17 protein-coding genes and 2 tRNA genes are annotated in these 24,232 nt (G+C 69.9%); 9 read left to right on the top strand and 10 right to left on the bottom strand.

Annotated elements, in window-relative coordinates:
* Window positions 1–89: 89 nt before the first annotated feature.
* Entirely contained in the window at window positions 90–2,723 is a 2,634-nt protein-coding gene (locus HCJ92_RS10555) for a valine--tRNA ligase (protein ID WP_167933235.1), read from the bottom strand.
* Window positions 2,724–2,849: 126 nt separating this feature from the next.
* On the opposite strand from HCJ92_RS10555, the gene HCJ92_RS10550 reads away from it, so the two are divergent.
* Entirely contained in the window at window positions 2,850–3,938 is a 1,089-nt protein-coding gene (locus HCJ92_RS10550; protein WP_167933234.1) for a hypothetical protein, read from the top strand.
* A 104-nt stretch (window positions 3,939–4,042) separates the two neighbouring features.
* Here HCJ92_RS10550 and clpX read toward each other — a convergent pair whose 3' ends face one another.
* From clpX to HCJ92_RS10525, 5 genes are all read right to left on the bottom strand, one after another.
* On the bottom strand, window positions 4,043–5,347 hold the full coding sequence (clpX, locus tag HCJ92_RS10545; RefSeq protein WP_167933233.1) for an ATP-dependent Clp protease ATP-binding subunit ClpX: 1,305 nt from the start codon (window positions 5,345–5,347) through the stop codon (window positions 4,043–4,045).
* Window positions 5,348–5,524: 177 nt separating this feature from the next.
* Window positions 5,525–6,181, bottom strand: a complete 657-nt coding sequence (locus HCJ92_RS10540) for an ATP-dependent Clp protease proteolytic subunit (protein ID WP_167933232.1) — start codon at window positions 6,179–6,181, stop codon at window positions 5,525–5,527.
* 84 nt (window positions 6,182–6,265) lie between these two features.
* Window positions 6,266–6,880: an ATP-dependent Clp protease proteolytic subunit gene (locus tag HCJ92_RS10535; RefSeq protein WP_167933231.1), complete on the bottom strand. Its 615-nt coding sequence runs from the start codon at window positions 6,878–6,880 to the stop codon at window positions 6,266–6,268.
* A gap of 235 nt (window positions 6,881–7,115) precedes the next feature.
* On the bottom strand, window positions 7,116–8,534 hold the full coding sequence (gene tig / locus HCJ92_RS10530) for a trigger factor (RefSeq protein WP_167933230.1): 1,419 nt from the start codon (window positions 8,532–8,534) through the stop codon (window positions 7,116–7,118).
* 103 nt (window positions 8,535–8,637) lie between these two features.
* Window positions 8,638–8,714 (bottom strand) — tRNA-Pro (locus HCJ92_RS10525).
* A 195-nt stretch (window positions 8,715–8,909) separates the two neighbouring features.
* Here HCJ92_RS10525 and HCJ92_RS10520 point away from each other — a divergent pair.
* Window positions 8,910–8,980 (top strand) — tRNA-Gly (locus tag HCJ92_RS10520).
* Window positions 8,981–9,027: 47 nt separating this feature from the next.
* Here HCJ92_RS10520 and HCJ92_RS10515 read toward each other — a convergent pair.
* Complete coding sequence (locus tag HCJ92_RS10515; protein ID WP_167933229.1) at window positions 9,028–9,273, bottom strand: hypothetical protein; 246 nt, start codon at window positions 9,271–9,273, stop codon at window positions 9,028–9,030.
* A gap of 476 nt (window positions 9,274–9,749) precedes the next feature.
* On the opposite strand from HCJ92_RS10515, the gene HCJ92_RS10510 reads away from it, so the two are divergent.
* The gene (locus tag HCJ92_RS10510) at window positions 9,750–11,057 is read left to right on the top strand and encodes an acyltransferase family protein (RefSeq protein WP_245240759.1); all 1,308 of its coding nucleotides are present in this window, start codon (window positions 9,750–9,752) and stop codon (window positions 11,055–11,057) included.
* A 193-nt stretch (window positions 11,058–11,250) separates the two neighbouring features.
* On the opposite strand, the gene HCJ92_RS10505 is transcribed toward HCJ92_RS10510, so the two are convergent.
* Window positions 11,251–11,679 (bottom strand): DUF6507 family protein, encoded by a 429-nt coding sequence (locus HCJ92_RS10505; protein ID WP_167933228.1) that lies wholly within the window; start codon window positions 11,677–11,679, stop codon window positions 11,251–11,253.
* A 333-nt stretch (window positions 11,680–12,012) separates the two neighbouring features.
* Here HCJ92_RS10505 and HCJ92_RS10500 point away from each other — a divergent pair, with 333 nt between their 5' ends.
* Both HCJ92_RS10500 and HCJ92_RS10495 read left to right on the top strand, forming a co-directional pair.
* Complete coding sequence (locus tag HCJ92_RS10500; RefSeq protein ID WP_167933227.1) at window positions 12,013–13,683, top strand: alpha/beta hydrolase; 1,671 nt, start codon at window positions 12,013–12,015, stop codon at window positions 13,681–13,683.
* A 259-nt stretch (window positions 13,684–13,942) separates the two neighbouring features.
* Window positions 13,943–14,236, top strand: coding sequence for a hypothetical protein (locus HCJ92_RS10495; protein ID WP_167933226.1), 294 nt, complete (start codon window positions 13,943–13,945; stop codon window positions 14,234–14,236).
* Here the strand turns inward: HCJ92_RS10495 and HCJ92_RS10490 are convergent.
* Window positions 14,199–14,675, bottom strand: a complete 477-nt coding sequence (locus tag HCJ92_RS10490; RefSeq protein ID WP_167933225.1) for a hypothetical protein — start codon at window positions 14,673–14,675, stop codon at window positions 14,199–14,201. The genes HCJ92_RS10495 and HCJ92_RS10490 overlap by 38 nt on opposite strands.
* A 254-nt stretch (window positions 14,676–14,929) precedes the next feature.
* Here HCJ92_RS10490 and HCJ92_RS10485 point away from each other — a divergent pair, with 254 nt between their 5' ends.
* From HCJ92_RS10485 to HCJ92_RS10470, 4 genes are all read left to right on the top strand, one after another.
* Window positions 14,930–16,645 (top strand): alpha/beta hydrolase, encoded by a 1,716-nt coding sequence (locus HCJ92_RS10485; protein WP_167933224.1) that lies wholly within the window; start codon window positions 14,930–14,932, stop codon window positions 16,643–16,645.
* 73 nt (window positions 16,646–16,718) lie between these two features.
* On the top strand, window positions 16,719–17,195 hold the full coding sequence (locus HCJ92_RS10480; protein WP_167933223.1) for a hypothetical protein: 477 nt from the start codon (window positions 16,719–16,721) through the stop codon (window positions 17,193–17,195).
* A gap of 317 nt (window positions 17,196–17,512) precedes the next feature.
* The gene (locus HCJ92_RS10475; RefSeq protein WP_167933222.1) at window positions 17,513–19,285 is read left to right on the top strand and encodes an alpha/beta hydrolase; all 1,773 of its coding nucleotides are present in this window, start codon (window positions 17,513–17,515) and stop codon (window positions 19,283–19,285) included.
* A gap of 169 nt (window positions 19,286–19,454) precedes the next feature.
* A complete protein-coding gene (locus HCJ92_RS10470) occupies window positions 19,455–19,859 on the top strand; it encodes a hypothetical protein (protein WP_167933221.1) in 405 nt (134 codons plus the stop codon).
* A 297-nt stretch (window positions 19,860–20,156) separates the two neighbouring features.
* On the opposite strand, the gene eccCa is transcribed toward HCJ92_RS10470, so the two are convergent.
* Window positions 20,157–24,116: a type VII secretion protein EccCa gene (gene eccCa, locus HCJ92_RS10465; RefSeq protein ID WP_167933220.1), complete on the bottom strand. Its 3,960-nt coding sequence runs from the start codon at window positions 24,114–24,116 to the stop codon at window positions 20,157–20,159.
* Window positions 24,117–24,232 lie beyond the last annotated feature (116 nt).

Raw genomic sequence — 24,232 nt, 5'->3', positions numbered from 1 at the left:
CCGGACGCCCGGGGCCGCCCCCGTGAGTGGGGGCGGCCCCGGGCGTCATGGCTCTGTGCCCGGTTGCCCGGCTGGCCGGGCAGCCGGCGTCAGCCGCGGGGCAGCCGCTCCAGCTGGCCCGTCAGCCGGGCGATGTCCTCCTCCGCGGTCGCCTGCCGGGCGCGGATCTTGTCCACGACCGGGGCGGGGGCCTTGGCGAGGAACCCCTCGTTGCCGAGCTTGGCGGTGGTCTGCTTCAGCTCCTTCTCGGCCGCGGCGAGGTCCTTCTGGAGCCGCTTGCGTTCCGCCTCGACGTCGATGACGCCCGACAGGTCGAGCGCCACCGTCGCGCCGGCGACCGGCAGCGTCGCGGTGGCCTCGAAGGGGTCACCGGCCGGCTGGAGCCGCAGCAGGGAGCGGACGGCGTCCTCGTGGGGGGCCAGGCCGGTTCCGGCGAGATCCAGGCGCGCCGGGACACGCTGGCCGGGCTGGAGCCCCTGATCTGCGCGGAACCGGCGGATCTCGGTGACGACCCGGCGGACGGTGGCCAGTTCCTCCTCGGCCGCCGCGTCGCGGAAGCCGGAGTCCTGCGGCCAGGACGCCACGGCGACCGACTCCTGACCGGTGAGCGTGGTCCACAGCTCCTCGGTGACGAAGGGGACGATCGGGTGCAGCAGCCGCAGGGTGCGGTCCAGGACCTCCCCCAGGACGCGGCGGGAGACCTCGGCGGGCTCGCCGCCGGCGGCGAAGACGGTCTTGCTGAGTTCGACGTACCAGTCGAAGACCTCGTCCCACGCGAAGTGGAAGAGGAGGTCGGAGACCTTGGCGAACTGGTAGTCCTCGTAACCCGCGTCGACCTCGGCGACGACGCTGTTGAGACGCGAGAGGATCCACCGGTCGGTGGCGGACATCTCCGCGGCCCCGGGCAGCGGACCGTCGACGGTCGCACCGTTGATCAGTGCGAACCGGGTGGCGTTCCACAGCTTGTTGGCGAAGTTGCGGGAGGCCTGGACCCAGTCCTCGCCGATCGGCACGTCCGCCCCGGGGTTGGCGCCGCGGGCGAGGGTGAACCGGACGGCGTCCGCGCCGTAGCGGTCCATCCAGTCCAGCGGGTCGACGACGTTCCCGAACGACTTGGACATCTTCTTGCCGTGCTCGTCGCGGACGAGCCCGGTGAGCGCGATGGTCCGGAACGGCGGGGTGCCGTCCATGGCGTAGAGGCCGAACATCATCATCCGGGCGACCCAGAAGAAGATGATGTCGTGGCCGGTCAGCAGCGTGTCGGTCGGGTAGAACTTCTTGAGTTCCGGCGTCTGCTCGGGCCAGCCGAGCGTGGAGAACGGCCAGAGCCCGGAGGAGAACCAGGTGTCCAGGACATCGCTGTCCTGGGTCCAGCCCTCGCCGGTCGGCGGCTCCTCGTCGGGGCCGACGCAGACCGTCTCGCCGTTCGGGCCGTACCAGACGGGGATGCGGTGGCCCCACCACAACTGCCGCGAGATGCACCAGTCGTGCATGTTGTCGACCCAGTCGAAGTAGCGCTTGGCCATCTCCGGCGGGTGGATCGCGACGCGGCCGTCGCGGACGGCGTCGCCGGCGGCCTGCGCCAGCGGACCGACCTTGACCCACCACTGCATGGAGAGCCGCGGCTCGACGGTGGTCTTGCAGCGGGAGCAGTGGCCCACCGAGTGCAGGTAGGGGCGCTTCTCCGCGACGATCCGGCCCTGTTCGCGCAGGGCGTTGACGATGGTCGAGCGGGCCTCGAACCGGTCCAGCCCCTCGAACGGCCCGGGCACGGTGATGACGCCGCGCTCGTCCATGACCGTCAGGGACGGCAGGTCGTGGCGGCGGCCGATGGCGAAGTCGTTCGGGTCGTGGGCCGGGGTCACCTTGACGGCGCCGGTGCCGAACTCGGGGTCGACGTGCTCGTCGGCGACGACGGGGATGGTCCGGTCCGTCAGTGGCAGCTTGATCCGGCGGCCGATGAGGTGCCGGTACCGCTCGTCCTCGGGGTGGACGGCGACGGCGGTGTCGCCGAGCATCGTCTCGGCGCGGGTGGTCGCGACGACCAGCCGGTCCTCGCCCTCGCCGTAGGCGATGGAGACGAGTTCACCGGCGTCCTCCTGGTAGTCCACCTCGATGTCGGAGATGGCGGTCAGGCAGCGCGGGCACCAGTTGATGATGCGCTCGGCGCGGTAGATCAACTCGTCGTCGTGGAGCCGCTTGAAGATGGTGCCGACGGCGCGGGAGAGCCCCTCGTCCATGGTGAACCGCTCGCGCGACCAGTCGACGCCGTCGCCGAGCCGCCGCATCTGGCCGAGGATGCGGCCGCCGTACTCCTCCTTCCACTGCCAGACGCGGTCGGTGAACTCCTCACGGCCGAGGTCCTGCCGGGAGAGCCCCTCCTCGGCGAGCTGCTGCTCGACCTTGTTCTGGGTGGCGATGCCGGCGTGGTCCATGCCGGGGAGCCACAGCGCCTCGAACCCCTGCATGCGCTTGCGGCGGGTCAGTGCGTCCATCAGCGTGTGCTGGAAGGCGTGGCCCAGGTGCAGGCTGCCGGTGACGTTGGGCGGCGGGATGACGATCGTGTAGGGCGGCTTGTCGCTGGTGGCGTCCGCCTCGAAGTAACCGCGCTCCACCCAGCGCTCGTACAGCTTCCCCTCTACCTCGGCCGGTGCGTACTGCGTCGGGAGATCGGCGGGGGCGCGCTGTGGCCCGGGTCCGGGCTGCTGAGTGTTGTCGGTCACGGGCGTCAGTGTATCGGCGGCAATGTCCCGGCTTCGAATCGGTTTCGGGCCCGGATGTACAGGGCAGCGCCGGTTCCGCGAGTATGGGCGGAGCTATCGACGCACACGCTCTTCGAGGGGAAGAAGATGAGCCACAACCAGCCGGGGCCGTACGGGCAACCCCAGCAGCCCGGACAGCCCGGCCCGTACGGCGCGCAGCCGCAGGGCGGGGCGCCCGGCGGACCCAACCCGTACGCGCAGCCCGGCGGCCACGGCGGCCAGGGTTACGGCTACCCCCAGCAGCCCCCGCAGCAGTCGGGTCCCTACGGCTACCCCCAGCAGCAGCCCCACCAGCCGCCGCAGGGCACCGGCGGCTACGCACAGCCGCAGCCCCCGCAGCACGGCCAGTACCCGGGCCAGCAGGTCCCGCAGCAGTACCCCCCGCAGCAGCCGTACGGCGGGCAGCCCCCGTACGGCCAGCAGCCGCCGCAGCCGCCGCAGGGCGGCGGTCGCAGCAAGCGGAAGGTGCTCTTCGCCGCCGGTGCGGCGGTCGGTGCCGTGGTGATCGCCGGCGCGCTGTACTTCGTCCTCAGCGGTGGTGACACCCCGCTCGCCGCCGACGACGGCACCCGGTACGACCTTCAGCTGCCGCAGAGCTCCGGCAGCTTCCAGCTGATGGCCGAGGGCGGCGACGAGGGCATCGAGCCCGACGACGCGGCGCTCGCCGAGGCCGGCGTGGAGTTCGCCGGTTCGGTCAACGGCACCTTCAGCGACGCCGACATCGACGCCCCGGAGGAGCTGTTCCTCACCGGCGGACGCGGCCTTCTCTTCGGTGGCATGTGGGGAGAGGTGGACCGTCCGCAGCAGACCGTCGACGGCCTCTTCCACGAGCTGACCGTGGCGCTGGCCGAGAGCAACAGCCCCGAGTCGACCGTGGAACTCATCGGGACCGCCGAGTCGTTCGGGGACGACGACGTGGTGCTCAAGTGCCAGCAGGCCACCGAGACCAACGTCGACCCCTCGATCGGGACCCTGGAGTACACCACCACCGTCTGCGTGTGGTCCGACTACTCCACGGTGGGCGCCGCCTACCTGCTGAACAGCCCCACCGTCCCCACCGACATCGACCCGGAGAACATCACTCCGGACGACCTCGACTACCCGGAGGCGGTGCCGACGGCCGAGGCCGCCGAGATCGCCCTCCAGCTCCGCGAGGACGCCCAGGTCGAGCGCTGACGGACGGGCCCGCGCACCGGTGCCGCCGTCCACGTGGCTCGGCGCCGCACGGCCGAGGGGGAGTACCGGCGGGTGCGCCCCACGCGGGGAGGGGCGGACGCCGGTCAGGCGGTGCGCTCGCGCGGGGTGCGGTCCTCCTGGTTGCCGCGCTGCTTGGCGAGCCGGGAGCGGGGCACCAGCGTCGGGTTCACGTTGGAGCGGACGACCTCCTCGGTGATGACGACCTGGCCGACGTCGTCGCGGGAGGGCACCTCGTACATCACCGACTGGAGGACCTCCTCCATGATCGCCCGCAGGCCGCGGGCGCCCGTGCCCCGCAGGATCGCCTGGTCGGCGATGGCCTCCAGCGCGAGCAGGTCGAACTCCAGCTCCACCCCATCGATCTCGAAGAGCCGCTGGTACTGCTTGACGATCGCGTTGCGCGGCTCGGTGAGGATGCGGAGCAGCGCCTCCCGGTCCAGGTTGTGCACCGAGGTGATCACCGGGAGCCGGCCGATGAACTCGGGGATCATGCCGTACTTGACGAGGTCCTCGGGCAGCGCGTCGGAGAGCAGCTCCGAGGAGTCCGAGTCGCGCTTGGAGCGGATGTCGGCGCCGAAGCCGATGCCGCGGGAGCCGGAGCGCGCGCGGATGATCTCGTCCAGTCCGGCGAACGCGCCCCCGACGATGAACAGCACGTTGGAGGTGTCGATCTGCAGGAACTCCTGGTGCGGGTGCTTGCGCCCGCCCTGCGGCGGCACCGCGGCGGTGGTGCCCTCCAGGATCTTCAGCAGCGCCTGCTGGACGCCCTCGCCGGAGACGTCACGCGTGATCGACGGGTTCTCGCTCTTGCGGGCGACCTTGTCGATCTCGTCGATGTAGATGATGCCCTGCTCGGCCTTCTTGATGTCGTAGTCGGCCGCCTGGATCAGCTTCAGCAGGATGTTCTCGACGTCCTCACCGACGTAGCCGGCCTCGGTGAGGGCGGTGGCGTCGGTGATCGCGAACGGCACGTTCAGCATGCGGGCCAGGGTCTGTGCCAGCAGCGTCTTGCCGGAGCCCGTCGGGCCGAGCAGCAGGATGTTGGACTTCGCGAGCTCGATGTCCTCGTCCCGGGAGCCGGAGTCCTGCTCACTGGCGCGGACCCGCTTGTAGTGGTTGTACACGGCCACCGACAGCGCCTTCTTGGCGTCGTCCTGGCCGACCACGTATCCCTCGAGGAACTCGTAGATCTCCCGCGGCTTGGGAAGCTCGCTCAGCTCCGAGTCGGGCGACTCGGCGAGCTCCTCCTCGATGATCTCGTTGCAGAGATCGATGCACTCGTCGCAGATGTAGACCCCCGGGCCCGCGATGAGCTTCTTCACCTGCTTCTGACTCTTGCCGCAGAACGAGCACTTGAGCAGATCGCCGCCGTCACCGATACGTGCCACGAGGTGCGTCCCCTTCGCCTGCGCAGCGCCCCGGGGGACGCTGCCTGGTGCTAGTTCGCCATGTCTTGCCCTGACGACGGTACCCCGTCGCCCTACCGGTAGGCCCCCCTTGTCGGGAATCCTCCACCGAGGAACCCCTGTCCAAGGGGGGCTTGCCGTCGAATCCGCCGTTGTTCCTCAGTCGGACGAGGAACGCGTTGTGACGATCTGGTCGATCAGGCCATAGTCCTTGGCGCCCTCGGCGGTCAGGATCTTGTCCCGCTCGATGTCGTCGCGGATCTGGTCGATCGGCTTGGTGGAGTGCGTGGAGAGCATCTCCTCCAGCTGGATGCGCATGCGCTGGATCTCGTTCGCGGCGATCTCCAGGTCGGAGACCTGACCGCGGCCCGTCTCGCTGTAGGGCTGGTGGATCATGATGCGCGCGTTCGGCAGCGCCATGCGCTTGCCGGCCGTGCCCGCTGCCAGCAGCACCGCGGCGGCGGAGGCGGCCTGACCCATGCAGACGGTCTGGATGTCGGGCTTCACGAACTGCATGGTGTCGTAGATCGCGGTGAGCGCGGTGAACGACCCACCGGGGCTGTTGATGTAGATCTGGATGTCCCGGTCCGGGTCCATCGACTCCAGGCACAGCAGCTGCGCCATGACGTCGTTGGCCGACGCGTCGTCGATCTGCACCCCGAGGAAGATCACCCGCTCCTCGAAGAGCTTGGCGTAGGGGTCGTACTCGCGGACACCCTGCGAGGTGCGCTCGACGAAACGGGGCACGACGTAGCGTGCCTCGGCGGGGGTCCGGGCGTACAGGCCGGAGCCGGGGAAGGCGGGTGACTGTGCCATCGTCTGTGTCTCCAGGTGAGGGGCGGGCTGCGGAGGGGGACCGGGACGACCCCGGCCGGTGCCGTGTCGGGACGGCTGGTGCCGTCAGGCGCCGGTGCCACCGCTGCCGGGAATGTCCGCGGCGTCGGAGATGACCGCGTCCACCAGGCCGTATTCACGGCCCTCCTCGGCGGTGAACCAGCGGTCGCGGTCGGCGTCGCGCGTCCACTGCTCGACGCTCTGGCCGGTGTGGTGTGCGGAGAGCTCCGCCATCTTCTTCTTCGTCCGCAGCAGCCACTCGGCGTGGATCTTGATGTCCGAGGCGGAACCCGCGAGACCCGCGGACGGCTGGTGGATCAGGATCTCGGCGTTCGGCAGCGCGAAGCGCTTCCCGGGGGTGCCGGCGCTCAGGAGGAACTGGCCCATGGAGGCGGCCATGCCCATGGCGATCGTCACCACGTCGTTCTTGATGAACTGCATCGTGTCGTAGATCGCCATGCCGGCGGTGATGGAACCGCCCGGGCTGTTGATGTAGAGGTTGATGTCCTTGTCCGGGTCCGCGGCGAGAAGGAGCAGCTGCGCGGTGATCCGGTTGGCGATGTCGTCGTCCACGGGCTGCCCGAGGAAGATGATCCGCTCGTTGAGCAGCCGGTTGTAGACCTGGTCGCCGAGACCGCCGTTCATCGCCTCGGCGGCGGCGGAAGGCATCGGAAGCGTCACGTATTCCACCTGCTCATTCGTTGCACGGCCGCGTCGTCACTCGACCGTCATTCGGCATCTGCATTGTTCTTACGGACCTTAACGCGCTGCCACCGTCGACCCATCCCGGCCAGGGAACTGTTCGCTGTGAGCGCAGGGTGGCCGGGGCCGGGGGGACGGAACGGGGCCGGACGCTCGTAGCGTCCGGCCCCGTCCGTGTCGCGGGGGCGCCGTGGCGGCGCCGGCCGCCGCGGCGTCAGCTGTTGGGCTTGGCCTCGCCGGCCTCGTCCTTGTCGCCCTCGGCGGCGGGCGCCTCGGTGGACTCGGTCTCGGTGGTGGCCTCGACCGTCTCGCCGGTCTCGTCCTCGTCGTCCAGCTCGACGGGCTCACCGTTGGTGTCGACGACCTTCACGGACTCGACGACGGTGGCGAGCGCCTTGCCTCGGCTGACCTCGCCGACGAGCATCGGCACCTGGCCGCCCTCGACGACCGCCTTGGCGAACTGGTCGGGGCTCATCCCGGAGGACTGCGCACGGCGCATGAGGTGCTCGGTGAGCTCCTCCTGGCTGACGCTGAGCTGCTCGCGCTTGGCGATCTCGTCCAGCACGAACTGGGTGCGGATGCCCTTCTCCGCCTGCTCCTTGAGCTCGGCGTCGAACTCCTCGGCCGTCTTCTCCTGCATCTTCAGGTAGGCGTCGAGGTCCATGCCGAGCTGGCCCAGCTGGTGGTTGACGAGGTTGTGGCGGCGGGTCTCGACCTCGTCCTGGAGCAGCTTCTCGGGGATCGGCACCTCGACGAGCTCCAGCAGCTCCTCCAGCACCTTCTCCTGCGCGCTGGTGGCCTGCTCGTACTGCTTCTGGCGGGCGAGGCGCTCCCGGCTGTCCTCGCGCAGCTCGTCCAGGGTGTCGAACTGGCTGGCCAGCTGGGCGAACTCGTCGTCCAGCTCCGGCAGCTCGCGGGCGGACACGGTCTCGATCCGCACGCTCACCTCGGCCTCGCGCCCGGCGGCGGAACCGCCCTTGAGCTCGCTGGCGAAGGTGGCCTCGGCGCCGGCCTCCAGGCCGGTGACGGCCTCGTCGATGCCGTCGAGCAAGCGGCCCGAACCGATGGTGTAGTCGACGCCCTTGGCGACGCCGTCGTCCAGCAGTTCACCGTCGACCCGGGCCTCCAGGTCGAGCTTGACGACATCGCCGTCGGCGGCGGCGCGCTCGACCACGGAGTTGGTGGCGAAACGCTCACGGAGCTGGTCGAGGGCCTCGGCGACGTCCTCGTCGCTGACCTCGACGGCGTCCACGGTGACCTCGATGCCGGAGTAGTCCGGGATCTCCAGCTCGGGACGGATGTCGACCTCGGCGGTGAAGGCCAGCAGCTCGCCGTCCTTGAGCTCGGTGATGTCGACCTCGGGCTGACCGAGCGGGCTCAGCTCACCCTCGTTGACCGCATCCTGGTAGATCTTCGGGAGGGCGTCGTTGACGGCCTCCTCCAGCACGGCACCGCGGCCGACCCGCTGGTCGATGACCCGGGCCGGGACCTTGCCCTTGCGGAAACCCGGAATGCTGAGCTGCTGGTTGATCTTCTTGTACGCCGCGTCGAGGCTGGGCTTGAGCTCCTCGAAGGGCACCTCGACAGTGAGCCGAACCCGAGTCGGGTTCAGGGTCTCCACGGCGCTCTTCACGGTCGGTCTCCTTGGGGCAGACAGCTATCGGAAATTCTTGAGGGCGCCCCGTATACGGCATGGAATGCGGACACGACACAGGCACGCGCGAACTCATCGTACGTGGTCGGGGTGGCCGGATTCGAACCGACGACCTTCCGCTCCCAAAGCGGACGCGCTACCAAGCTGCGCCACACCCCGTAATGGCTCACGATGCGAGACGTAGCGTACAGGTACGCCGCGAGGCCCACGTACCGGGCACGGGGTACGACCGGTCAGGCGTGCGCCCGGCCCGCGGATGCGGGGGGCCGCGAACGGGGTCGGCGCGCGCTGGTACGATGCTGACCGCGTCCCCGGTGCGGCACCCTCGTGGTTCCACACCGCGAGGGCTTGCACGCGGGTGTAGCTCAATGGTAGAGCCCTGGTCTTCCAAACCAGCTACGCGGGTTCGATTCCCGTCACCCGCTCCGCGTCATCGGCCCGGTCCCTCGTCGAGGGGCCGGGCCGAGCTGTTTCAGGGCCCGGTGGGGTCGACGGGTTCGTCGACCGGGCCGACGGAGCTGATGGAGTCGTCCACCGCGCCGATCGAGTTGCCGATCGACTCCAGGAAGTCCCGTATGGGATCGGCGGCACCCGTGGAAGCGAGGGAGAAGCCGAAGAGGATGGCCACGATGGCCGGTCCCCACTTGATGGATCCGCCGCGAATCATCACGACGAGGACCACGCCCAGCAGCAGTGCGAGCGAGAACGAGATAACCACTACAGATCACACCCTCGGAAGGAACGCCGTTCACCGCTTGGGGGCTTCCCCGCGCCGGAGCGTCCCAAGCACGGACCATCGTGCCACCTCAACCCGCGGCCCGTGGGCGGCCGGTGACAGACGGTCGGCTGATCTGCGTCACATCCGGACGACGGCCCCCCACGGTGCGTTGCCGTTATCGATCGGTTATCACCGGCTGTGACCGAGGACGTAAATTCACAAAGCCCCGACACCCCTTCGGGGCAGCGGCCCCACCTGGAGGGGCCAGGATCACGCGACACGTGATGACGTTCGATGACACCCCCGACTTGGCCGGATATATGCCTTGCAAACCAGTCGATACCGGTCATCGATCAATCATCTAGGCTCATTTCTTCGCAGTGTCTAAGCATCTTGCGACCAGTATCTTCAAATGCTGCACAGCTCCCGGAGCTGTCGAATTTACCGCGCCCCCGTCGCCCGCTATCGTGCCGACGATGTTGCACGTTCGTGATCAAGCGGTCCTCACGACGGACCTGGCAGCGGACCGCCCACCGTCGCCCCCGATGACCGGGGCGCCGGGCGCCGGGCGCGAGCGCCCGGGGCACGACCCCGCACCGACGCCGAGGCAGCGCGCCGCGCGCGATCCCTACTTCGACAACGTGAAGTACCTCGCGATCGTGCTGGTGGCCATGGGTCACGCGTGGACGCCGCTGATGGAGAGCTCCCGCGCCGCTTCGGCTCTGTACATGTTCGTGTACACCTTCCACATGCCGGCCTTCATCGTGGTGGCCGGCTACTTCTCCCGCAGCTTCACCGGCCGCCCGGACCAGCTGCGCCGCCTGGTCACCGGTATCGGGGTGCCGTACCTCGTGTTCGAGGTGGCGTACATCGTGTTCCACCGGCAGGTGAACGGGACCGACCACCCGTTCAGCCTGCTCGACCCGTACTACGTGACCTGGTTCCTGATCGCGCTGTTCGTGTGGCGGCTCACCGCGCCGTTCTGGAAGATCATCCGGTGCCCGGTCCTGGTGGCGCTGGGCATCGCCACCCTCGCCTCCGTCTCCCCAGAACTGGGTGACGACCTCAACATCCAGCGCGTACTGCAGTTCCTGCCCTTCTTCGTGCTGGGGCTGACCCTGCGGCGGGAACACTTCGAGCGTCTGCGGCGCCCGGACGTCCGGCTGATGGCCCTCCCGGCGTTCGTCGGCGCGCTGCTCGTCGCCTACTGGGCCGTCCCGCGTATAAGCGCGCGCTGGTTCTACCGGACCAACGCCGTCCAGGAGATGGGCCATCTGTGGTGGACGGGCCCGGTCATGACCCTGGTTCTCTTCTCCGCCGGACTGGTGCTGACCGCCGCCTTCCTGGCCTGGGTCCCCGAGCACGCCACCTGGTACACGGCTCTGGGGGCCGGCACCCTCTACGGCTATCTGCTGCACGGCTTCCTCGCCAAGGGCTCCCGCTGGTGGGGCTGGTACGAGGCCGAGTGGATCGCGACCCCCGCCGGCCAGGTGGCCGTCACGGCGCTGGCCGCGGTCGTGGTCACGGTGCTGTGCACCTCGCCGGTACGGCAGCTGTTCCGCTGTGTCGTGGAACCCAGCATGGGTTGGGCGTTCCGGTCGGCCGCCTCCACGGGCGGGGGCGCGCCGAAGGGGGACGGGCCGGACGGCGTCCGGTCCACGGCGAACGGACCCCCGGCTCCTCGGACGACTGCTCCTCGGACGACCGCTCCTCGGACGACCGCCCGGCCGGTGGCCGGGTCGACCGCCCCCGCGCCGCGTCGCGACGCCGACACCGGCGCCTGAGCAGGCAGCGAAACCGCCCGGCCGGCGGTGCCGGTGCGTCGCCGCGTGCCGTTGCGAAACGGGGCCGGATAGCGCTGGTCCGCACCGGTAAGGGGTGGCGGGAGCGGACCGCTTGTGGGATACGCCGCGGGGCGGGCCTGCCGGGGCCGCCCCGCTCTCGGTGTCCGGGCTGCGGGCGGCCGGACCGGACCCGTCAGCTCCAGGACCCTGGAGCTGACGGGTCCCCGAAGCCGAGGGTGGGCGGCGTCACGTACGGGGCGAGGTGGGGCGACATCGGCCCGTGGCCCATGGGGGCACGGATGTCGGCACGGTCGAGAGCCGCGGCCTCCATCGCGGCGTCACCCTCGCCGTAGGCGGCGGTCGCCTCCGTCGCGCCGAGCGCCGAGCCGTCGGCACCGCCCCGCATCCCGGTGAGGCAGTCCAGGGTCTGCGCGGTGAAGCGCGTCAGGGCGTCGCCGACGGGGCTTCCTGGCGGGCCACCGAGGCCGAGTCCTCCGCACGAGCCCGCCGCCTCGGTGAGGTCTGCGACGCACGCCCTGGCGTCGGCGTCCAGTTGGGTCGACTGCTCGGCGAACTCCGTCAACCGGCTGCGTACACCCTCCGGCGTGATGTCCCACTCCATCGGCTTCCTTCCCCGTTCGGTCGGCGACCGCCGAGCGGCGTCGGCGAGGGCGGCGTCGGCCGCCGCCACGTGGCGCGCCACCGCTTGCCGGGCGGCGCAGTGTCACCGCTCCACCACGCAGGCGGCGGTCCCGTCGGTTCCCGTCGCGCGGGCTCCCGCGAATGCTCTGGTCCTGTCACAGAGCCCGGGAGGCGGTTGTCCGGCGCAACTGCGGCCTGTTACACAGAATCACAGAGACGACCCGTCGAGGCGCCTGCCGGCGCCACCACACGGCGGGCACGCCCGGTGGCATGCGCCGCCACCGCGGCGCGGGCCGATGCGACGGGGGGCGACATGGCGCTGATCAAGACCACGGAGATCCCGGCCTTCTCGGGAGACCTGGGCACCTTGCAGGCAGCGACACAGCGGCTGAGCCAGGACGGCGACGCCGTCTACACCTCCGGGAACGAGCTGCACCTCACCTTTCAGGGGCTCGGCCATGATTACGCGGCGCCCGAGGCCCCGGAGCTCCTGGCCGCCACCACGCCGGTCCGCGAGAGCGGTGAGACCGTGCGCGCGAGCGTGACACGCGTGGCACTGGCGGTCGACAACTACGCCCGCGACGCGCAGACCATCAGCGCCCGGCTCAACGCCCTGCGAGCACGTGCGGCGGCGATCCCCACGGTTGCCGAGGACGATCCCGACCACGCGCGGCACGAACGGGAGAGCGACGAGATCCGGGGCGATGTCGCAGCGCTCGTCGCAGAGTTCGCGCGGATGGAGGAGGAGACCGTCCGGGCCGTCAACTCCGCACTCCCCTACGGCCCCGACCACGGCATGCCGGGCCCCTGGGCCCCCGGCTACCAACCGCCCTGGCACTTCCTGTCACCCCCACCGCCGCTCCCCTGCTTCGCCTCACCTGAAGCGGCGAACAGCTGGTGGCAGGGGCTCAGCGCGCAGGAGCGGGAACGCTGGATCCAAAGCAACCCCGCGGGAATCGGCGCACTCGACGGCATCCCGGTCGTGGACCGCGACCGCGCCAACCGCATCGTCTTCGACCGCTGGTGGGAACGCGAACGCCCCGACCTCGCCCTCCGCGACCATCTGGCGGAGCAGCCCGAGCGGTACGTGCGCGTACAGCGAAGTACCCGCGTCTACGAGGACGGGTACGTCGACGTGGAGACCCAGGCGTGGAAGCAGTGGAACGAGGAGCGGAAGCTTCTGATGGGCCCCGTCTCCGTCCACGACCGCATCAACCGGCTCGGACACTACGGCAGCTCCAACCTGCCGGAACCGTTCCTCCTCCACTTCGACCCGTCGGGACGCGGCCAGGCGGCCGTGGCGAACGGCAACCCGGACACGGCAGACCACACCGCGATCTTCGTTCCTGGCACCGGCTCCGACCTCTCGGAGTTCGGCAACAACGTGGATCGCACGGTGAGTCTGTGGCGGACCTCTGACACCCTGGCAAACCCGGGCGAGCAGGTGTCGACGATCACCTGGATCGGCTACGAAGCGCCGGAGACCCTGCCCGAAGCACGGAAGGGCGAGTACGCGGAGCGCGGTGGTGTTGAACTGAACGCCTTCCTCGACGGGATCGCTGCCTCACGGACGGCCGGTCCCGGAAACACGACGGTGATCGGCCACAGCTACGGCAGCACGGTCGTCGGTGAGGCCACTCAGGCGGAGGGGAGGGACCGGCAGATCTCGGCAGACAACATCATCGCGGTCGGTAGCCCCGGCATGACGGTCAGCAATGCCGAAGACCTCGGCGTCGGCGCCGAGAACGTGTGGTCCATGCAGGCGCCGCTCACCTCTGATCAGGTAACGCTCGGCCGCGTCTTCCACGGGAGGACCGACGGTTTCTTCGACGTATGGCCCAATGTGCCTTCGGACGCCGACTTCGGGGCCAACCGGATGAAGAACGACGCGAGCGACCACAGCGACTACTGGAGCTCCCGCCTGAACCTGCGCAACCAGGCGTTCGTCGTCGTCGGGGACCCCGGGATGGTGACGCATGACTGAGCGCGCCCGTCCCCTCCACCAGCGCGCGGCAGTATGCGCTGCCGCCGTCGTCCTAGCGATCTCTGGATGCGGTATGAACTCTGACAGCTCTTCCGAGCCCGCCGACTCGGCCGCGGAACGGTCTCACTCCGATGTTGCACGGGAGGTGACCGAGATGTCGCGGGCTCTCGCCCGAGCGAGCGGTCTGGGTGACGACTCGGTCCTAATGACGAGCGCGCCTGGTCGGGCGCCGTGCCCGTCCGGAGGCGACGATCCCGACTTGTTCACTGTGGAGCACGTGTGGTCGATCGCAAGCGCCTCGGAGCGGGATCTGGAGTCGGCGCTCGACCGAGTGCACGAACACGTCCGCGATGACGGCTGGTCGGTAGTGATGTACGGCCCGAACAGCAGCTCTGCGGAAGCCCTCGAACTGCGGGCCGAGAGTCCGGCTCTCGGCATGTTCGTCGAAGCGCTGTTCCTGGATGCGCGGAACGAGTCCAACAGCCGCACCGAATCGAGCATTGCGGTCACTGTCTTCACCACCTGCTACCGCTCTGCGGGCGATCACCGCTGAGGCCGGTCAGCGGCAGGACATCGCCATACTCTGACACGGCGAAGACCAGTTCCTCATTCGAGTACCGCTCCATGAGGCCGTCGGCCACGAGCCGGAGCAGGTTGGTCTTCCCGCACTCGCTGTCGCCGAGGACGATGAAGTGCTGGTCGTGGCCGGCCAGGTCGAGGCCGACGGCGGTGAGGTCCTCCCGGACGGCGAAGGGGACTGCGCTGCCGCCCTCGAAGGCCGGCAGGGCGGACGCGGCGAGCCGTGGCGGGAGCACGCGGACGGCGCGGACGGGCTCGCCCGTCCACGACTCGCGTACCCGGCGGACGGCTTCCTCCAAGCCGGCGGCGTTCTCCTCGTCCGCGGCACCGTCGACGCGGGGCAGCGCCGTGTGGGCGAAGAGCTGCACGTCGGTAAGGGCACGGCCCGGGGTGCCGGTGGGGACGGCTTCCATCAGCTTGCGGTCGATACCGCTGTCGTGCGGGTCGTTCAGACAGAATTCGAGTCGGCTGCCGCTCGCCCGAGTCCGGCCGGTGAATGCTCTGGTCCTGTCACAGAGCCCGGGAGGCGGTTGTCCGGCGCAACTGCGGCCTGTTACACAGAATCACAGAGACGACCCGTCGAGGCGCCTGCCGGCGCCACCACACGGCGGGCACACCCGGTGGCATGCGCCGCCACCGCGGCGCGGGCCGATGCGACGGGGGCGATATGGCGCTGATCAAGACCACGGAGATCCCGGCCTTCTCGGGCAGCCTGGAGACGCTGCAGGGGGCGACTCGCCGGTTGGGCAAGGACGCCGACGACATCTACAGCTCCGGGGACAGCCTGCACCTGACCTTCCAGGTGATGGGCAACCACTACAGCGCGTCCGAGACCGAGGACCTGCTGGCCACCACGGTGCCGGTGCGGGAGAGCGGCGAGTCGGTCCGCCAGAGCGTGACACGCGTGGCACTGGCGGTCGACAACTACGCCCGCGACGCCCAGACCATCAGCGCCCGGCTCAACGCCCTGCGAGCACGTGCAGCGGCGATCCCCACGGTTGCCGAGGACGATCCCGACCACGCGCGGCACGAACGGGAGAGCGACGAGATCCGGAGCGATGTCGCAGCGCTCGTCGCAGAGTTCGCGCGGATGGAGGAGGAGACCGTCCGGGCCATCAACTCCGCACTCCCCTACGGCCCCGACCACGGCATGCCGGGCCCCTGGGCCCCCGGCTACCAGCCGCCCTGGCACTTCCTGTCACCCCCACCGCCGCTCCCCTGCTTCGCCTCACCCGAAGCGGCGAACAGCTGGTGGAGCGGGCTGACCGACCAAGAGCGGGAACGCTGGATCCAAAGCAACCCCGCGGGAATCGGCGCACTCGACGGCATCCCCGCCGTCCACCGCGACCGCGCCAACCGCATCATCTTCGACCGCTGGTGGGAACGCGAACGCCCCGACCTCGCCCTCCGCGACCATCTGGCGGAGCAGCCCGAGCGGTACGTGCGCGTACAGCGAAGTACCCGCGTCTACGAGGACGGGTACGTCGACGTGGAGACCCAGGCGTGGAAGCAGTGGAACGAGGAGCGGAAGCTTCTGATGGGCCCCGTCTCCGTCCACGACCGCATCAACCGGCTCGGACACTACGGCAGCTCCAACCTGCCGGAACCGTTCCTCCTCCACTTCGACCCGTCGGGACGCGGCCAGGCGGCCGTGGCGAACGGCAACCCGGACACGGCAGACCACACCGCGATCTTCGTTCCTGGCACCGGGGCGGAGTTGTCCGGGGCGGAGAACGACCTCAACCGGATGGTGACGCTCTGGGAAGCCTCGAAGCGACGTGCCGCATCAGGGGACGAGGTCTCGACGATCACGTGGATCGGCTACGAGACCCCGCCGGAAGTCTTCTTCGACGCCACCGACCGAAGCTACGCAAGTGACGGGGCTCCGGTCCTCAACTCCTTCCTCGACGGTCTGGACGCGTCCCGTACCTCTGGCGGCGAGCGCAACACCACGGTTATCGCGCACAGTTACGGATCCACGTTGGTTGGAGAAGCTACCCAACAGTCGGGCCGGTCGAAGCCCATCGCGGCGGACAACATCATCGCGGTCGGCAGCCCCGGCATGGGCGTCGGCAACGCGGACGAGCTCGGCATCGGTGCCGAGAACGTGTACAGCGTTCAAGCGCCGGTCCACCGCGACCAGGTCGCGGAGGGCGGTCGCTGGTTCCACGGTGAGACCAACAGCGGCTGGAAGACCCATTTCGGTTTCGTGCCCTACTACGACGTCGACCTGGTACCGAACGTCCCAGCGGACCCGGACTTCGGCGCGACACGGATGAAGACCGAATCCAAGGATCACAGTGGCTATTGGAGGTCGCAGCTCGATCTCGACAACCAGGCTCACGTCGTCGTCGGCAGACCACAGGAGGTCACCCGTGAGTAGCCCCGTCCGTTCATCTGGGGTCCGGGCCGCTGTCGTCCTTGCCTCCCTTCTCGTCCTCAGCTGTGGAGCCCCCGTGACCGAAGAGAACACCGCCTCGTCCGGCGATCAGCCCCCACGCCTCGACCCTGCCGGGGTCGTCAGGGAAGTCACCGACGTCTCCGATCACATGATGCAGTTGCTGGAGCTGCCGGAGGCGAACGTCGAACGTCCGCTTCCGCCGGATCGCAGCTTCTGTCCGGACGGCGGCGGCAGCGAGCTCGCCTCGGTCACGGACCTCTGGCGGGCCACCCGGGCGCCCGAGGAGGACATGGAAGCAGCGATGGACCGACTCCATCGGGCGCTGTCCGACGAGGGATGGACCGTCGTGATGTTCGAGCCCAACAGCAGCGACGCGCAGAGTCTTGAGCTGCAGGTGGAGAAGGAGGCGGAAGGGCTCTTCGCCTACGCCAGGTTCGCGGACGCTCGCACCGGGAGGTTGGCGGAGGGCCAGGAGTCCGAGATCAGCGTTTCGGTCTTCACCAGCTGTTTCGAGGACACCTCGAAGAGCTGAGGGAACCCGGAACGGCGCGGGGGCGGACGACAGACCGCCCCCGCGCCGTCGCCGTGTCAGCGCATCGCTGTCTGGACGAGCTGGTAGGGGGCGCCTCGGCGGACCAGGACGCCGCGGCCGGGGGGCTGGGCGCTGGGGTAGAGCTTGGGAAAGAATTCGAGTCGGCTGCCGCTCGCCCGAGTCCGGCCGGTGAATGCTCTGGTCCTGTCACAGAGCCCGGGAGGCGGTTGTCCGGCGCAACTGCGGCCTGTTACACAGAATCACAGAGACGACCCGTCGAGGCGCCTGCCGGCGCCACCACACGGCGGGCACGCCCGGTGGCATGCGCCGCCACCGCGGCGCGGGCCGATGCGACGGGGGGCGACATGGCGCTGATCAAGACCACGGAGATCCCGGCCTTCTCGGGAGACCTGGGCACCTTGCAGGCAGCGACACAGCGGCTGAGCCAGGACGGCGACGCCGTCTACGCCTCCGGGAACGAGCTGCACCTCACCTTTCAGGGGCTCGGCCATGATTACGCGGCGCCCGAGGCCCCGGAGCTCCTGGCCGCCACCACGCCGGTCCGCGAGAGCGGTGAGACCGTGCGCGCGAGCGTGACACGCGTGGCACTGGCGGTCGACAACTACGCCCGCGACGCCCAGACCATCAGCGCCCGGCTCAACGCCCTGCGAGCACGTGCAGCGGCGATCCCCACGGTTGCCGAGGACGACCCCGACCACGCGCGGCACGAACGGGACAGCGACGAGATCCGGAGCGACACCGCGACATTGGTGGCCGAGTTCGCGCGGATGGAGGAGGAGACCGTCCGGGCCATCAACTCCGCACTCCCCTACGGCCCCGACCACGGCATGCCGGGCCCCTGGGCCCCCGGCTACCAACCGCCCTGGCACTTCCTGTCACCCCCACCGCCACTGCCGTGCTTCACGTCGCCCGAGACGGCGAACAGCTGGTGGCAGGGGCTCAGCGCGCAGGAGCGGGAACGCTGGATCCAAAGCAACCCCGCGGGAATCGGCGCACTCGACGGCATCCCCGCCGTCCACCGCGACCGCGCCAACCGCATCATCTTCGACCGCTGGTGGGAACGCGAACGCCCCGACCTCGCCCTCCGCGACCACCAGGCGGAGCAGCCCGAGCGGTACGCGCGCGTGCCGCTTGACGACCACACGTACCGAAAAGGGTACGTCGAGGTGGAGACCCTGGCGTGGAAGGAATGGAACGAACGCCGGAGGGAGCTCAATGCTCTCGTTCAGGTCCGCGATCGTCTCGACGGAAATGGTGCTTACACCCCACCAGCCAAGAAGGCGGACAGACTTCCACCGAGCTATCTGCTCCATTTCGACCCCTCCGGCCGCGGACGGATCGCCATCGCCACGGGAAATCCGGACACGGCCCATCACACTGCTGTGCTCGTGCCAGGTACGGGCGCCGAGCTTCGAAACGTGGACGGGGACATGGAGCGGACGGAGGACCTCTGGCGCGCGAGCAACCAGATGTCCCCCTCGAACGAAGAGGTCTCGACCATCACCTGGATCGGCTACGAGACTCCGCCCGAGATCATGTTCGACGCGACAAAACAGCACTACGCGGACGACGGCGCCTCGCTCCTCAATTCCTTCTTGGACGGACTCGATGCCACTCGAACTGCAGCCGGTGACCGCAACACCACTGTCGTTGCGCACAGTTACGGATCCACGACAACCGGCACTGCGACACAGCAACGAGAACAGCCCATCTCCGCAGACAGCATCATCGCCGTGGGAAGCCCAGGTATGACGGTCGGCAGCGCTGCTGAACTTGGTGTCGGCGCTGACAACGTCTACGCCATGCAGGCGCCGTTCCACCGGGACCAGGTCGCCGAGGGGGGCCGCTGGTTCCACGGTGAGACGAACAGCGGCTGGAAGACGCGCTGGGGCTTCGCGCCCTATTACGACCTCGACCTCGTGCCCAACGTGCCCTCGGACGAGGATTTCGGAGCTCGCAGGTTGGCCAACGACTCAGTCGACCACAGTGGCTACTGGGCCGGTGAGCTGAACCTCGAGAACCAGGCTGCGGTCATCATCGGACGACCGGAAAGGGCAACTTATGAGTAGGCGCAGTCGCTTCCGTCCGACACTTGCCGCCGCGGCGTTGCTCACAGTTCTCCTCACGAACGGATGTGGCCCGATGGACACCCCGGCCCCCGATACGTCAACCGAAGACTCGGCAGGCGAGCCGTCGACCGAATTCCCCGTCCGCCCCGTCGAAGAGGTCCGGGAAGAAGTGCGAGCACTTGCCGGCCGACTGGAGGGCCTGGTCGCGCCCTCGCTGGACCGGCAGGAGATCAGCGCTTACAAGGCGCCCTGTTCCATGGGCTACGGGCGATCGGACCTCTTCTCGTCAAGCGCCTCGGCTCGTCTGCAGGGGGCGCCCGAGGACGAGATGGAGTCCGGAATGACGAGGGTTCGGGACGACCTGAAGGAGTCGGGCTGGGAGATCCTCATGTTCGAGCCCAACAACAGCCCTGTTCAGGCGTTGGAACTGCGAGCAGAGAAGGTGGATGAGGGGTTGTTCCTGCGAGCCCTCTTCACGGATGCTCGCACCGGACGGCTACCCGAGGGCCAGGAGTCGGACGTGTACCTCAACGTCTTCACGCAGTGCTGGACCGACCCCGACGCAGAGGGCTGACGGCCCGGAACTCTCGCCGAGACCGAACCGCGACGCCGCATCGTCCGCCTCGCCCTGTCGGGCGAGAGCTGGCCGGTGGTGATGTCCGAGCAAGGTGCAGGGCATGCACCTACGCGTGGAGCGGTAAGCCGAAAGGTTCTTCGGCCACTCCCGGTTCATCGCCGCACGCACCGAAGGTCAGCGGGGTCAGCAGTCCGAGATCAGCCTCCCGGTCTTCACTGGCTGCTTCGAGGCGAACCAGACTGGGCAGTCCGACATCGAGGGGCGGCCTGCCGGGGCCGCCCCTCACTGGTGCGGTCAGAGCATCGCGGTCTGGACGAGCTGGTAGGGGGCGCCTCGGCGGACCAGGACGCCGCGGCCGGGGGGCTGGGCGCTGGGGTAGAGCTTGGGGAAGATCTGCCCCTCCTGCCGGTCGCCGGTCATCAGCAGGGTGGTGCCGCCGTTCTCCTTGAGCGACTGGAGGAACGGTTCGAAGAACCCCCGCGAGATGCCGGCCATCCGGCGGGCGACGACGAAGTGCAGGCCGATGTCGGGCGCGGAGGGGACGAACGGCAGGAACGGCTGCAACGGCCGCTGGTTGGCGGTGGCGAGCACGTCGTAGTCGTCGATGAGCACAACGATGCGGGGGCCGCTGAACCCCCCGGGCTCCATGGCCTCGGGCCCGAGGTCGCCCTCCGGCATCCGCTCCTTGAGCTTGCCTGCGATGCCGGTGGCCAGCCGGCCGGCGAGCTCCGTGTTGTGGGCGTAGCCGCCGCGGTACCGCTCGGGGACGGCGGTGCGGAGCCCGCGCCTGGGGTCGATGACGGCGAAGACCAGTTCGTCGTCGCTGTACCGCTCCATGAGGCCGTCGGCCACGAGCCGGAGCAGGTTGGTCTTCCCGCACTCGCTGTCGCCGAGGACGATGAAGTGCTGGTCGTGGCCGGCCAGGTCGAGGCCGACGGCGGTGAGGTCCTCCCGGACGGCGAAGGGGACTGCGCTGCCGCCTTCGAAGGCCGGCAGGGCGGACGCGGCGAGCCGTGGCGGGAGCACGCGGACGGCGCGGACGGGCTCGCCCGTCCACGACTCGCGTACCCGGCGGACGGCTTCCTCCAAGCCGGCGGCGTTCTCCTCGTCCGCGGCACCGTCGACGCGGGGCAGCGCCGTGTGGGCGAAGAGCTGCACGTCGGTAAGGGCACGGCCCGGGGTGCCGGTGGGGACGGCTTCCATCAGCTTGCGGTCGATACCGCTGTCGTGCGGGTCGTTCAGACGGAGCTCCAGGCGGCTGCCGAACGAGGACTGGGCGTTGATGCGGACGTCGTTCCAGCGCAGCATGCCGGCGACGACGTGGATGCCGTAGCCGCCGCCGCGGCGCAGCAGGTCGCCGATGGCGGGGTCGAGGTGGTCGAACTCCTCGCGGATGGCGCCGTAGCCGTCGATGACCAGCACGATCTCGGTGGAGCCGAGTTCGGGGAGGCGGCCGGCGGCCCGGGCGCGGCGGAGTGAGTCCACCGAGTCGATGCCGTGGTCGCGGAAGAGCATCTCGCGTTCGGCGAGCATCGAGCGGATCTCGTCGACGGTGCGGGTGACGCGTTCGCGGTCGGTGCGGGTGGCGATGCCGCCGACGTGGGGCAGCCCCTCCAGGGGGCGGAGGCCGCCGCCGACGAGGTCGAGCCCGTACACGGCGACGTCGCGAGGGGTGTGGGTGAGCGCGAGGGAGAGGACGAGGGTGCGCAGGAGGGTGGTCTTGCCGGACTGGGGTCCGCCGATGACGGCCTGGTGGCCGCCGGCGACGGTGAGGTCGATGACCCACTGGCCCTGCCACTGCTCCCCCGGGTCGTCCAGCAGTCCGACGGGGACGCGGAGCGGGCCGAGTGGGGCGCCGCCCAGGCGGAGTCCGTCCGGGGTGGTGGTGATCCCGCCGCCGGCGCTGTCCAAGGTGAGGGCGGCGGGCAGCGGGGGGAGCCAGATCTGCCGCACGGGGTCGGCCGCGGTGGTGAGTGCGCCGACGACGGTGGAGAGCAGGGTCGGGGTGTCCTTGGTGTCGCGCTCCGGTGGGGCGGTGCGCGTGGCGGCGGGCTCGCCGACGGGCGCGGACGGGAGGTTGCGTGCGGGGAAGACGGTGACGGTCGGGGTCGCCGCCTCGGCGGGTGCGCGGCGGACGGGGCCCTGGTGGGCGCCGGAGACGTAGGCGGCCTTGAAGCGCTCGTAGACGCTGGTGTCGACCTTGAGGTAGCCGAACCCGGGGACCGGCGGGAGCTCGAAGGCGTCCTTGCTGTCGAGGACGGTGCGGCTCTCCTCGGCGGAGAAGGTTCGCAGGCCCAGGCGGTAGGAGAGGTAGGTCTCCAGGCCGCGCAGCTTCCCCGACTCGATGCGCTGGCTGGACAGCAGCAGGTGGACGCCGATCGAGCGGCCGATGCGGCCGATGGAGAGGAAGAGGTCGATGAAGTCGGGTTTGGCGGTGAGGAGTTCCCCGAACTCGTCGATGACGACGAAGAGGTGGGGCAGCGGGTCGAGGTCGGGCCGGGACCTGCGGCGGGCGGCGTTGTAGTCGCCGACGTTGGCGAAGTGGCCCGCGTCCTTGAGGACCTGCTGCCGCCGCTTGACCTCGCCGGCGAGGCTGGCGTGGACGCGTTCCACGAGGCCGGGGACGCTCTCCAGGTTGGTGATGACGCCGGCGACGTGCGGCAGCGGCTCGAACGGGGCGAAGGTGGCGCCGCCCTTGTAGTCGACGAGGACGACGGCGAGGTCCTCGGGCGGGTGGGTGGCGACGAGCGCGAGCAGCAGGGTGCGGAGGAGCTCGCTCTTGCCGGATCCGGTGGCGCCGACGCACAGCCCGTGGGGTCCCATGCCGAGTTCGGCGGACTCCTTGATGTCGAGCATGACGGGTTCGTGCAGGTCACCGACGCCGATCGGCACCCGGAGGAAGTCGCGCTCTCCTCGGGGCGCCCACAGGCGGGCGGGGTCGACGTCGTCGGGCTCGTCGATGCCGAGGAGTTCGGGGAAGCTCACGGGGGCGCTCAGCGGCGAGTCGCCGGCGTCGGACTCCGGGGACAGTCGGAGCGGAGCGAGGAGTCGCGCGAGGCTCTCGGACTGCTGCGGCGGGCAGTCGTCGAGGGTTCCGCGGAGCCGCCGCGGTGTCGGGTGCCGCAGGTCCTCGATGGTGAGTCGGTCGCCGTCCACGACGATGCGGACGCTGACGTCACCCGGTTCGTCCACGCGCCGGGTGACGGGGTGGAGGACGGTGACGCCCAGTTCGGGGAGGGAGACGGTCTCGTCGGTGCGGGCGAGCTCGGTGGCGGGCCCGTCGGGGGTGTCGAGGACGATGAGCAGGCGGCTGATGTTGTCGAGTGCGGACTTGTTGCCGAGGCCGCGGCGGATCTCGGTCACCCGGGCGGCGCGGGTGCGGAGTTCACCGGCGATGACCGCCGACAGCTCCGCCGGGTCGGCGGCGATGCGGCGCACGGCTCCGGCGGCGTCGGTGGCGTCGGGGTCCAGGGCGTGCGGCAGCCACTTCGCCCACTCGTAGTGCCCGAGCCCGTCGGCGGGGGCGCAGAGCGCCATCCCGAGGTCGTCGGGGGCGTGGGAGACGGCGGCCTGGGTGAGGAGCACCCGAAGCACGCGGAGGGTGTCCTTGCGGCTGCCGACGACGGAGACGTTCCCGACCCGGTCCAGGGGCACGGTCAGCGGCATGTCGGGGGTGGTTCCGAAGCGTTCGCACAGTTCACCCGCCTCGTTCAGCATGAACGGGTCGACGGGGGTGATCGCGGTGCTCTGGCTGCGGTCGATCTCCAGCACGCGTTGCGGGACGGGGCCCGCACCGAGCCGCAGGTGGAGGAAGTCCGGGTCGCGGCGGCGGCGTTCCCAGAGCCTGGCCTGGTCGGCGAGGATGTCGACCAGCGCGGCGGGCGGCGGGTGGGCGGCGCGGGCGGTGGCACGCCGGTGCCGGTCCTCCTCGGCGAGTTCCTCGCGGAGTTCCTCCAGGTACTCCAGGTAGCGCTCGCGCTGGACCCGGCGGCGGCGGCGGGCCTTCCCCCGCTGCGAGAAGAACATCGCGGCGGCGCCGATGACGGCCGCGACCAGCACGAAGACCCCGATGACGGCGAAGCGGCTGCTACGCATCACGGTCATCATCACCATGGAGCCCATCACGCCGACCATGGGCATCATCGCGGCGAGCGGCGACATCGTGTCGCCCTCCGGCAGGTTGGGCGGGGCCTCGATGCTGCGTCGCTCGGGTGCGGAGAGGGGCGGCACGGTGCGCGCGGGCCGGTGGACCATCTGCGGGCTGTTGAGCGGGGTCAGCGGGGAGCGGCGCGGCGGGCCGAGCGGACGGGCCGGATCACCGTCACCTCGGTGTGCGAGTGCAGCTGTACCCGCACGCATCGGTCGAGCTC

The sequence above is a fragment of the Streptomyces spiramenti genome (assembly GCF_012034385.1).
GTDB lineage: Bacteria > Actinomycetota > Actinomycetes > Streptomycetales > Streptomycetaceae > Streptomyces > Streptomyces spiramenti.
The sequence above is the reverse complement of the archived record's forward strand: the minus strand, read 5'-3'. Positions and strand labels throughout refer to the sequence as shown.